Raw genomic sequence first — 11,151 nt, 5'->3', positions numbered from 1 at the left:
CAGACCACCAAGACAGCCAAAGGGCGCGGGATCATTCCTGCGCCCTTAGCATATCCGCAGGCCGGGCGTTCAGCGCCCTCAGCGCAAAGCCCAAGCCCGCCAAGACCGTCGCCAGCACCCCGCCTGCGATGATCATCAGCGCGTTGGGCCAGACCACGGTGAAATCGGTCTCCATCACGTAATGGCTCACCGCCCAGCCACCCGCGATGCCTGCCATCAGCGCGACGCCCCCGGCAAAGAGACCCAGCAGGGCCGCACGCAGCACAAAGCTGCTGGCAATGGTTCGTCGCGAAGCACCCATGGTTTTCAGCAAGGCCGCTTCATAGCTGCGCGCCCCGGTGCCTGCGGCTGCCGCACCGATCAGCACCATGAAGCCGGTTGCAAGCGTCGCCAGCGCGCCGAACGAAATCGCCGAGGCCAGCCCCGCCAGCACCGCCGCCACCCGGTCGATCGCATCGCGCACCCGGATCGCGGTGATGTTGGGATAGGCTTCGGCCAGATCCCGCAGGATCGCGGTTTCGGCCTCTGGCGCGGCATAGACGGTCGAGATGAAACTATGCGGCGCGCCGGCCAGTGCAGCGGGGTTCATCGTCAGCACAAAGCCGATCCCGGCGGTCGAGAAATCAACCTCGCGAAAGCTGGTGATCTCGCCGGTGATGGCGCGGCCCAGCACGTTGAGGGTCAGGCTGTCGCCAAGGCTCAACCCCAGTTCCTCGGCCTCTTCGGCGGCAAAGCTGATCTGCGGCGGGCCGGTGTAGTCTTCGGCCCACCAGTCTCCCACCGTGATCCGCGTGTCTTCGCCCGGCTTTGCGGCATAGGTGATGCCCCGGTCGCCGCGCACCACCCAGTGATCGCCCGCCACCTCTTGGGCCGGTTGGCCGTTGATCTCGGTCACCACGCCGCGCAGCATCGGGGCGCTTTCAACCCGGCTGACTGCCGCATCGCTGGTAAGCCGTTCGTTGAAGCCGTCGATCTGATCCTTCTGGATGTCGACAAAGAAATAGGACGGCGCCACATCCGGCAGATTCCCCGAAATCGCACGGCGCAGATTGCCGTCGATCTGGCCCACTGCTGCCAAGACCGACAGGCCCAGCCCAAGCGCCAGCACCACCGCCGTGGCCCCTTCGCCCGGTCCGCCTATCGCCGCGAGCGCCCACCGCAGGCGCGGATGCCCCCGCACGCGCTTGGCTGCGGCCCGCGCGATCAGCCGCAACACGGCTGCCGCCAGCGCCAGCACCGCCAGCGTCGCCGCCAAGCCGCCAAGCGTCCAAAGGGTGAGCGACCACGATCCGTTAAACCAGCCCGCCAGCGCCAAGAGCGCGGCCAAGAGCAGCGCCATCGCCACAAGGTAGGGCGCGCCGGGCAGAGGCGATTGGCGCTGCCAGTCATCGCGAAACAGGGTGGCGGCACGCACGTCAGCGCTTCGGGCCAGCGGCCAAAGGGTGAAGAGCGCGGCAGTGAGCAGCCCGTATAGCGCAGCCTCGGCCAGCGGGGCGGGATAAATCCCAAAACGGGCGGGAAGGGGCAGTTGCGCTTCGATCAGCGGGGAAAGCAACAGAGGCAGCCCGGCACCGATCAGCAGGCCAAGCGCCACGCCCATCACGGCCAGCAGCCCGACCTGAATGAAGTAGGTCTGGAAGATCGTCGCCCGGGTTGCGCCCATGGCGCGGAAGGTGGCGATCACAGCGGTCTTGCGTTGCAGATAGGCCCGCACCGCCGCCGCGACGCCGACCCCGCCCACGGCCAGCCCCGACAGCCCCACCAGCACCAGAAAGGCGCTGAGCCGTTCGACGAAACGCGCCACGCCGGGCGCGCCGTTGCGGGCATCGGTCCAGCGCATCCCGGCGTCGGCAAACCGCGCCTCGGCCTCGGATTTCAACGGGTCAAGCGCGGTGCCTTCGGGCAGATCGAGCCGATATTTGCTGTTAAAGAGCGTCCCCGGTGCGAGCAGGCCCGAGCCATCCAGCGCGGCGCGCCGCACCAGCGTGCGAGGACCGAGCGAGAAGCCACTGGCGGCGGAATCCGGTTCGCGTTCAATCAGGGCCGTCAGGCGAAATTCGGTTTCGCCGAGGGCAAAAACATCCCCCGGGGCAAGGCCGAGCCTGTCCGACAAGGCACGTTCCATCACGGCACCGGGCCGTCCTTCGGGCCCGATCTCAAGCGCCTGCTCTAGCGGCAGGGCCGGGTCCAACAACATCTCACCGATCAATGGATAGAGGTCGTCCACCGCCTTGACCTGCGTCAGCGCGCGTTCAGAGGTGTCCCCCGCGCCGACCACGGCCATAGAGCGGAACTCAACGATTTCGGATACACGTTCAGCCCGCTCGGCCATCCACGCCTGCTCATCTGGGCTGGCCGATCGATAGGTGAAATCAAGTTCGGCATCGCCGCCCAAAAGTGCGGCACCCTCGGCTTCCAGCCCCGCTTCAATCGCAGCGCGGACCGAGCCTACGGCGGCCAAAGCGGCCACGCCGAGCGCGAGGCAGGCCAGCAGCAGACGAAAACCGCGCAATCCGCCGCGCATCTCACGGCGGGCGAAACGGGCCGCGAGGGACAGGCTCATGCGAGACGCCCGTCGGCCAATTGCACCACCCGGTCACAACGCGCGGCCAGATCGTCGGCATGGGTCACCAGCACCAGCGTCGCGCCATGGCGGTCGCGCAGCTCAAACAGCAGGTCCATGATCGCCGCGCCATTGCGGCTGTCGAGGCTGCCTGTCGGCTCATCCGCCAGCAGGATCGCCGGGCGCGGGGCGGCGGCGCGGGCGAGGGCCACGCGCTGCTGCTCGCCGCCTGACATCTGCGCAGGGTATTGATCGATGCGGTGGCCAAGACCGACGGCCTCCAACTCGCTGCGCGCGCGGTCAAAGGCGTCCTCGGCCCCCGAAAGCTCCAGCGGTGTGGCGACATTCTCCAGCGCGGTCATGGTGGGAATGAGGTGGAAGGACTGAAACACAATCCCCATGCGGCCTTGGCGAAACTGGGCCAACCCATCCTCGCGCAGCGCGCTGAGATCATGGCCAAGGGCCATGACCTTGCCGCCCGTGGCACGCTCAAGCCCGCCCATGACCATCAGCAGCGAAGATTTGCCCGATCCCGACGCCCCGGTCAGCGCGATGCTTTCCCCTTGCTGGACCTGCAGCGAAATGCCGCGCAGAATATCGACGGTTCCGGCATTGCCCTTGAGGCTTAGCGTGACATCTTGAAGGTCATAGACTGGGTCGCTCATCGGGCCGCCTTTGTTCTGAGTATCAGTTGGATATGGAGGTCCGTGAAGGATGCGCAAGGTATTGATCTGTTGTGCCTTTATTTTAGGCAGCGCGGCACAGGCCGAAGAGGTGGTGATCGCCGCCCTTGGCGACAGTCTGACCCAAGGCTATGGCCTGCCCGCCGAAGAGGGATTCGTGCCGCAATTGCAGGCGTGGCTGGATGCCGAAGGCGTTGAGGCGAAAATCGTCAACGCGGGTGTTTCGGGCGATACGACCGCTGGGGGCGGGCGCGGGTGGATTGGACCCTGACGCCCGAAGTCGACGCGATGATCGTGACACTGGGGGCAATGACATGCTGCGCGGGCTGGACCCGGCGCAGGCGCGCGGCAACATTGATGACATTCTTGCGGCGGCAAAGAGCGCCGAGGTTGAGGTGCTGCTGGTCGGCATGTCGGCACCGGGCAATTACGGCGCGGGGTATAAGGCCGATTTCGAAGCGCTCTATCCCGACTTGGCCGAAGCCCATGGAACGCAGTTCTACCCGGATTTCTTTACCGGACTTCTGGCCGAGGAAAAGGGCGCGGCCAGCGCGCGAAGCGAGACGATCCAACGCTATTTTCAAGGGGATGGTATCCATCCCAATGCCGAAGGCGTGGCGCTGATCGTGGAGGACATCGGCCCGGCGGTGGCCAAGCTTGCCGCACAGGCCGTAGAGACCCGCTAACAAAAAACGGACGCCGCAGCGTCCGTTTCGATCATCGAAATGTGGCCCGGTCAGGCCAGCGCGATGTTGCTCGCGCTTTCGCGGCCATCACGGCCTGCTTCGACATCAAAGGTAACCTTTTGATTGTCGGCAAGCCCGGTCAGGCCTGCGCGCTCTACTGCGGAAATATGGACAAAGATGTCTTTGCCGCCGCTGTCCGGCGCGATGAAGCCGTAGCCTTTTGTCGTGTTGAACCATTTGACGGTGCCAGTAGCCATGACCCGTGTCTCCCTCTGTCTGATCTGCCCGCAACATGCGGCAGCGCGGCTCGGTCGAATTCGTGATCGCTGGAGCCTTAGGGCAGCCGGGTCGAAAAGTCTTCGCGTCGCAGTTGTGATATTGGAATCTCTATTTTTAAAATCAAGGATTTTTACGGGGCGGCATGGGGCAAGCAAGGAAGCGCCCATGAAATATAACCTGCCTGTTACAAAACTGGCAGGTGTCACGGGTTTTTCGGGAAGTCGCGCTTTTCAAAAATTTACCAGTTGATAAAAAAATGATTCCGTGTGAGCATTTTCAAAACACCAAGAAAACGACAGGGATTTTGATATGGCACGAGATGTCTTTGAGCCGGGGATCGTTCCGGGGCGGTTAGAGCCGCAGAACTACGCAGAGGGGTTTTCGGATCTCCATCCACCCTTGGACGAACATGAGGCTCTGGTCGCGGCGGACCGCTGTTACTTCTGCCATGACGCACCTTGCATGACGGCCTGTCCGACCGACATCGACATTCCGCTGTTCATCCGCCAGATCGCCACCGGCACCCCCGATGCGGCGGCCAAGACAATCCTCAGCCAGAACATCCTTGGCGGCATGTGTGCGCGGGTCTGCCCGACCGAAACGCTCTGCGAGGAGGTCTGTGTGCGTGAGGTGGCCGAGGGCAAGCCGGTGTTGATCGGCCAGTTGCAGCGTTATGCCACCGACCATTTGCAGGCCCAAGACGTGCATCCTTTTGAGCGTGCGGCCGTGACGGGCAAACGTGTTGTTGTGGTTGGTGCGGGCCCTGCGGGTCTGTCCTGCGCCCACCGTCTGGCGATGCTGGGCCATGAGGTCGAAATCCTTGATGCGCGGTCCAAGCCCGGCGGGCTGAACGAATATGGCATTGCTGCCTATAAAACACCCAACGGTTTTGCGCAGGCCGAAGTTGATTGGCTGATGCAGATTGGCGGGATCACCTTCCGTCATGAGGTTGCCGTGGGCCGGGATGTCACGCTTGAGGAGTTGAAGGCCGACTATGACGCGGTTTTCCTTGGAATGGGGCTAGTGGGCGTGAACGCTTTGGGCGCCGAAGGCGAGGATAAGGCCGGGGTCGCCAATGCGGTCGATTTCATCTCGGAGCTGCGCCAGTCGGGCGACATGTCAGGCGTGCCGATTGGCCGCGACGTGGTGGTGATCGGTGGCGGCATGACGGCAGTCGATGCCGCGGTGCAGGCGAAACTGCTGGGCGCGTTGAACGTGACGCTGGTCTATCGCCGTGGTCGCGACCGGATGAACGCGAGTGTGTTTGAGCAAGACCTCGCCGCCTCCAAAGGGGTGCGGATCGTGACCCATGCGGTGCCGATCGCGGTGCATGGCAATGGCTCGGTGCGCGAGATTGAATTTGAATATGTCGATGAGGCGATGAAGGGCACCGGCCAAACCCTGCGTCTGCAAGCGGATCAGGTGTTCAAGGCCATCGGTCAGACGCTGTTGGGCGACGGGCTACCCGATCTCGACGGGCGCAAGATCAAGGTTGATGGCACCGGGCGCACCAGTCTGGATGGCGTTTGGGCCGGGGGCGATTGCGCCAGCGGTGGTGATGACCTCACGGTGACCGCTGTGGCCGAGGGCCGCGACGCGGCGATGGACATTCACACCACATTGATGGGGGCGGCGGGCTGAGGCCGCGCCGAGAGGGAGACATAACATGGCTGATCTGAGAAGCGAATTCATCGGGATCAAATCCCCCAACCCGTTCTGGCTGGCCTCGGCGCCGCCGACGGACAAGGAATACAACGTGCGCCGCGCCTATGAGGCGGGCTGGGGCGGGGTGGTCTGGAAGACCCTCGGCATGGAAGGCCCGCCCGTGGTTAACGTCAATGGCCCGCGCTACGGCGCGATCTATGGCGCGGATCGGCGGCTGCTGGGGCTGAACAACATCGAGTTGATCACCGACCGCCCGCTGGAAGTGAACCTGCGCGAGATGAAGGCGGTGAAACGCGACTACCCGGATCGGGCGCTGATTGCCTCGATCATGGTGCCTTGCGAGGAGGAAGCGTGGAAAGCGATCCTGCCGCATGTGGAGGAAACCGGGGCCGACGGGATTGAGCTGAACTTCGGTTGCCCCCATGGCATGGCCGAGCGCGGCATGGGGTCCGCCGTGGGGCAGGTGCCGGAATATATCGAAATGGTCACCCGCTGGTGCAAGATGTACACGCGGATGCCGGTGATCGTGAAGCTGACGCCGAACATCACCAATGTGCTCTACCCCGCCGAGGCCGCCAAGCGCGGTGGCGCGGATGCGGTGAGCCTGATCAACACGATCAACTCGATCACCTCGGTCGATCTGGACCTCTTTGCGCCAGAACCGATGATCGACGGCAAGGGCACCCATGGCGGCTATTGCGGCCCGGCGGTGAAGCCCATTGCGCTCAACATGGTGGCCGAGATTGCGCGTAATCCTGAGACCCACGGCCTGCCGATCAGCGGCATCGGTGGCGTCACAACATGGCGCGACGCGGCTGAGTTTCTGGCCCTCGGCGCGGGCAACGTGCAGGTCTGCACGGCGGCGATGACCTATGGCTTCAAGGTGGTCCAAGAGATGATCTCGGGCCTGTCGGAGTATATGGACGAGAAGGGCATGACCTCGGTCGATGAGCTTGTGGGCCGCGCGGTGCCGAATGTTACCGACTGGAACCAGCTGAACCTGAACTATGTCGCCAAGGCGAAGATCGATCAGGATTTGTGCATCTCTTGTGGCCGCTGTTTTGCCGCCTGCGAGGATACCAGCCACCAAGCCATCGCCATGTCCGAGGACCGCACCTTTACCGTGATCGAAGAGGAATGCGTGGCCTGTAACCTTTGCGTCAATGTGTGTCCTGTCGAAGACTGTATCTCAATGGAAGAATTGGCCGTGGGTGCCACCGACCTGCGCACTGGCAAGACGGTGACACCGGACTACGCCAACTGGACCACGCACCCCAACAACCCCTCTGCCAAAGCGGTTGAACCGGCAGAGTAAGACAAGGCCCGCCGCCCCGCGTTCAGGAGTTTCTCCGCGACGGGGCGGCGGTTTCGGCAGATGGCTGCGGGACCATCCGTGCCAGATCGCGCCGCGCCGCAATCACTGCCATGGCCGCATCCCGCGCCATCTCTTCGCGCGGGATCGGTCGCGCGCTCGCCGCTTCATCAGACCCCTTTGCATTCAGTCCCTTCGCATTCCGCGCAGCCCCTGCGCCGTTAAAATCGCCTACATTCATCACTGCCCCTCTAACTACTAAGGAGCCCACACCCGTAGGCAGATTGCGGCGGAAATGTTAATGGGGGATTAAACGCGGTCCATCTCTGGCGGCTATGGTTAACCGTTTGCCGATGGCTCCGGCAGGTCCAAAAGCGCGCCAAACATCGCCTGAAGATGCGCCTGCGCGCGGGGGCGGGGATCGGTCTCGGGTCCGAGCAGAATTTGCGCCTGTGCCTCGAAATCCGCGTAGTGCTGCGTTGTGGCCCAGATGGAGAAAATCAGATGTTGCGGGTCCAGCGGGGGCAGTTTGCCCGCCGCCACCCAGCCCGCGATCACGGTGCATTTCTCGTCAAAGAGCGGTTTGAGGTGGCGCTTCAACTCTGGCTCGATCCGCGGCGCGCCTTGCAGAATTTCATTGGCGAAAAGCCGGCTTTCGCGCGGGAGTTCGCGCGACATGGTCAGCTTGCGCTCGACATAGTCCAAAATCTCGCGCCGGGGGTCGCCATCGGGGTCTAGCTCGACCAGCGGGTCAAGCCATGTTTCCATAAGCTGCGACAGCAAAGTGACGTGAATGTCTTCTTTGCCATTGAAGTAATAGAGAATATTCGGTTTGCTCAGCCCAGCCTCGGCGGCGATTTGATCCAGCGTGGCGCCCCGGTAGCCATGTTTCGAGAAGACTTCGAGCGCGGCATCCAGAATCACCCGGCGGTTGCGTCTTTGGATGCGGCTGGGTTTTTTGGCGGTGCTTTCGGGCAAGGCAATGATCCTTGGTGCTGCTTAAAAGGGCGTTTGCCGGATCGGCGGCGGGTTGTTTCAAACCAGTTCTTGACAGAGCCTAACCTAATCGCAATCGTGGATTTACCAAATGGTAAAAAAACAATGGCCAAAGCCAATACAGAGGAGTGACCTATGCCCGCGCCCGGAGAGAACCTCAAGATTGATCCTGACCGCCTGTGGGATTCCTTGATGGAGATGGCCAAGATCGGCCCCGGCGTGGCGGGGGGAATAACCGTCAGACGCTGACCGACGAAGATGCCGAAGGCCGCGCGCTGTTCCAAAAGTGGTGCGAAGACGCGGGCTGCACCATGGGTCTTGACCAGATGGGCAATATGTTCGCCCAGCGGGAGGGCACCGATCCCGATGCGCTGCCGGTCTATGTGGGCAGCCACCTCGACACCCAGCCCACGGGCGGGAAATACGATGGCATCCTTGGCGTGCTCGGCGGGTTGGAGATCATCCGCACGATGAACGATCTGGGCATCAAGACCAAACATCCGATCGTCGTGACCAACTTCACCAACGAAGAAGGCACCCGTTACGCCCCCGCGATGCTGTCGTCGGGGGTTTTTGCTGGCATCCACACCCAAGACTGGGCCTACGCGCGCACCGACGCCGAGGGCAAGAGCTTTGGCGACGAGTTGCAGCGCATCGGCTGGAAGGGCGATGAGGAAGTCGGCGCGCGCAAGATGCACGCCTTCTTTGAATTGCACATCGAACAGGGCCCGATTTTGGAATCCGAGGGCAAGGACATCGGCGTCGTGACCCACGGGCAGGGCCTGAGCTGGACGCAGGTGACGATCACCGGCAAGGACAGCCACACCGGTTCCACCCCGATGCCGATGCGCCGCGATGCGGGGCTGGGCATGGCGCGGGTGCTGGAAAAGGTGAACGAGATTGCGCTCAGCCACGCGCCCCATGCGGTGGGGGCGGCAGGCCATATCGAAGTCTACCCGAACTCGCGCAACGTGATCCCGGGCAAGACGGTGTTTACCGTCGATTTCCGGTCACCCGAACTGGCCGTGATCGAGGATATGGAGGCCCGTCTGCGCGACGAGGGCCAAAAGATCGCCGATGATATGGACATGCAGATCGAGTTTGAAAAGGTCGGCGGATTTGATCCCGTGGCCTTTGACGATGGCTGCGTCACGGCCGTGCGCAACGCCGCAGAGCGGTTGGGCTATAGCCATATGAACTTGATTTCGGGCGCGGGGCATGACGCCTGCTGGATCAACCGGGTGGCGCCCACGGCGATGGTGATGTGCCCCTGTGTCGATGGTCTGAGCCACAATGAGGCCGAAGAGATCACCAAGGATTGGGCCAAGGCGGGGGCGGATGTGCTGCTCCATGCGGTGCTGGAGACAGCGGAAATAGAGGGCTGAACACGCGGGCGGAGGTCTGGGGTGCTGCCCCGGCCCCCCGACGTGAATTGCCAGAAAAGATGGGGAGAAGAAGATGAGCAAGGTAATCAAGGGTGGCATGGTTTGCACGGCGGACCGCACATGGAAAGCCGATGTCCTGATCGAAGGCGAGAAGATCAAACAGATCGGCGAAGACCTAAAGGGCGACGAATATATCGACGCCGAGGGCGCCTATGTGATCCCCGGCGGGATTGATCCGCATACGCACCTAGAGATGCCTTTCATGGGCACCACGGCAGCCGAAACCTTTGAGTCCGGCACATGGGCCGCGGCAGTGGGCGGCACCACGATGGTGGTCGATTTCTGCCTGCCGGGCGCCGATGGCAGCATCAAAAACGCGATCAACGAGTGGCACCGCAAATCCGCGCCGCAGATCTGCAGCGACATCGGCTATCACATGGCGATCACCGGCTGGGACGAGACCGTCTTTAACGAGATGAAAGACGCGGTCGACATGGGGGTGAACAGCTTTAAGCACTTCATGGCCTATAAGGGTGCCTTGATGATCGAAGATGACGAGATGTTCGCCTCGTTCAAACGCTGTGCGGAACTTGGCGCGCTGCCGATGGTCCATGCCGAGAACGGCGATCTGGTCGCCGAGTTGCAGCAGAAGTATTTCGATCAGGGCATCACCGGGCCAGAGGGCCACGCCTATTCCCGCCCGCCTGAGCTGGAGGGCGAGGCCGCCAACCGCGCGATCACCATCGCGGACACGGCAGGCGTGCCGCTCTATATCGTGCATGTTTCCTGCGAGCAGACCCATGAGGCGATCCGCCGGGCGCGGCAAAAGGGGATGCGGGTTTATGGCGAGCCGCTGATCCAGTTCCTGACGCTGGATGAGTCTGAGTATTTCAACAAAGATTGGGACCACGCCGCGCGGCGCGTCATGTCGCCGCCCTTCCGCTCGAAAGACCACCAAGACAGCCTTTGGGCCGGGTTGCAGGCGGGCAGTTTGCAGGTGGTGGCAACGGACCACGCGGCGTTCAGCACCGAGCAGAAGCGGGCAGGCCGCGATGATTTCCGGATCATTCCCAACGGCTCGAACGGGCTGGAAGAACGGCTTGCTGTGCTTTGGACCGAAGGGGTGGAGACTGGGCGGCTTACGCCGAATGAATTCGTCGCCGCGACCTCGACCAATATCGCCAAGATCCTCAACATCTATCCGCAGAAGGGCGCGATCGTTGAAGGGGCTGATGCCGATATCGTGGTCTGGGATCCGAAAATCACCAAGACGATCAGCCCGGCGAACCACCATTCCATCCTTGATTACAACGTCTTTGAGGGCTTTGAGGTCAAGGCGCAGAGCCGCTATACCCTCAGCCGAGGTGAGGTGATCTGGGCTTGGGGTCAAAACAGCCAGCCGCAGCCGGGACGTGGGCGTTTCGTGCCGCGCCCAGCCTTCCCAAGCGCCAATGTCGCGCTCAGCAAGTGGAAGGAGCTCAACAGCCCCAAGATGATCAAGCGCGATCCGCTGAACATTCCGGCGGGGATCTGAGCGATGTAGAACCGCCACGACAATCAGGTAAAGTGCCGCGCTAAAAGC

The 11,151-nt window shown here is 62.7% G+C and carries 8 protein-coding genes and 2 pseudogenes; 5 read left to right on the top strand and 5 right to left on the bottom strand.

From position 1 onward, the window contains the following. Positions 1-31 precede the first annotated feature (31 nt). A complete protein-coding gene (locus ACFQAU_RS05510) occupies positions 32-2,563 on the bottom strand; it encodes an ABC transporter permease (RefSeq protein WP_132444748.1) in 2,532 nt (843 codons plus the stop codon). Further along, positions 2,560-3,228, bottom strand: coding sequence for an ABC transporter ATP-binding protein (locus tag ACFQAU_RS05505; RefSeq protein ID WP_067623362.1), 669 nt, complete (start codon positions 3,226-3,228; stop codon positions 2,560-2,562). Before ACFQAU_RS05505 ends, ACFQAU_RS05510 begins: the two co-directional genes overlap by 4 nt. A 49-nt stretch (positions 3,229-3,277) precedes the next feature. Here ACFQAU_RS05505 and ACFQAU_RS05500 point away from each other — a divergent pair. Next, positions 3,278-3,932, top strand: a pseudogene (locus tag ACFQAU_RS05500) (arylesterase). 50 nt (positions 3,933-3,982) lie between these two features. Here ACFQAU_RS05500 and ACFQAU_RS05495 read toward each other — a convergent pair. Further along, positions 3,983-4,189 (bottom strand): cold-shock protein, encoded by a 207-nt coding sequence (locus ACFQAU_RS05495; RefSeq protein ID WP_067623368.1) that lies wholly within the window; start codon positions 4,187-4,189, stop codon positions 3,983-3,985. 331 nt (positions 4,190-4,520) lie between these two features. Here ACFQAU_RS05495 and ACFQAU_RS05490 point away from each other — a divergent pair, with 331 nt between their 5' ends. Then, positions 4,521-5,852, top strand: a complete 1,332-nt coding sequence (locus tag ACFQAU_RS05490; protein ID WP_132444744.1) for an NAD(P)-dependent oxidoreductase — start codon at positions 4,521-4,523, stop codon at positions 5,850-5,852. A gap of 25 nt (positions 5,853-5,877) precedes the next feature. Beyond that, complete coding sequence (gene preA / locus ACFQAU_RS05485) at positions 5,878-7,191, top strand: NAD-dependent dihydropyrimidine dehydrogenase subunit PreA (protein ID WP_067623374.1); 1,314 nt, start codon at positions 5,878-5,880, stop codon at positions 7,189-7,191. A 22-nt stretch (positions 7,192-7,213) separates the two neighbouring features. Here preA and ACFQAU_RS05480 read toward each other — a convergent pair whose 3' ends face one another. After that, the gene (locus ACFQAU_RS05480; RefSeq protein ID WP_132444742.1) at positions 7,214-7,429 is read right to left on the bottom strand and encodes a hypothetical protein; all 216 of its coding nucleotides are present in this window, start codon (positions 7,427-7,429) and stop codon (positions 7,214-7,216) included. Between the two features lie 98 nt (positions 7,430-7,527). Then, positions 7,528-8,166 (bottom strand): TetR family transcriptional regulator C-terminal domain-containing protein, encoded by a 639-nt coding sequence (locus tag ACFQAU_RS05475; protein WP_132444740.1) that lies wholly within the window; start codon positions 8,164-8,166, stop codon positions 7,528-7,530. Positions 8,167-8,319: 153 nt separating this feature from the next. Here ACFQAU_RS05475 and ACFQAU_RS05470 point away from each other — a divergent pair. Both ACFQAU_RS05470 and hydA read left to right on the top strand, forming a co-directional pair. Next, positions 8,320-9,569: pseudogene (locus tag ACFQAU_RS05470) on the top strand (Zn-dependent hydrolase). Between the two features lie 73 nt (positions 9,570-9,642). Further along, complete coding sequence (hydA, locus tag ACFQAU_RS05465) at positions 9,643-11,103, top strand: dihydropyrimidinase (protein WP_132444736.1); 1,461 nt, start codon at positions 9,643-9,645, stop codon at positions 11,101-11,103. Positions 11,104-11,151 lie beyond the last annotated feature (48 nt).

Origin of the sequence: Sulfitobacter profundi (assembly GCF_042661425.1) — a bacterium.
GTDB classification, from domain to species: Bacteria; Pseudomonadota; Alphaproteobacteria; order Rhodobacterales; family Rhodobacteraceae; genus Sulfitobacter; species Sulfitobacter profundi.
Note: the sequence above shows the minus strand (reverse complement) of the source record. Positions and strands in the feature narration are given on the sequence as shown.

Coding starts and splice junctions, on each gene's coding strand:
- ACFQAU_RS05510 (WP_132444748.1), bottom strand. CDS start 2,563: ATGAGCCTGTCCCTCGCGGCCCGTTTCGCCCGCCGTGAGATGCGCGGC.
- ACFQAU_RS05505 (WP_067623362.1), bottom strand. CDS start 3,228: ATGAGCGACCCAGTCTATGACCTTCAAGATGTCACGCTAAGCCTCAAG.
- ACFQAU_RS05495 (WP_067623368.1), bottom strand. CDS start 4,189: ATGGCTACTGGCACCGTCAAATGGTTCAACACGACAAAAGGCTACGGC.
- ACFQAU_RS05490 (WP_132444744.1), top strand. CDS start 4,521: ATGGCACGAGATGTCTTTGAGCCGGGGATCGTTCCGGGGCGGTTAGAG.
- preA (WP_067623374.1), top strand. CDS start 5,878: ATGGCTGATCTGAGAAGCGAATTCATCGGGATCAAATCCCCCAACCCG.
- ACFQAU_RS05480 (WP_132444742.1), bottom strand. CDS start 7,429: ATGAATGTAGGCGATTTTAACGGCGCAGGGGCTGCGCGGAATGCGAAG.
- hydA (WP_132444736.1), top strand. CDS start 9,643: ATGAGCAAGGTAATCAAGGGTGGCATGGTTTGCACGGCGGACCGCACA.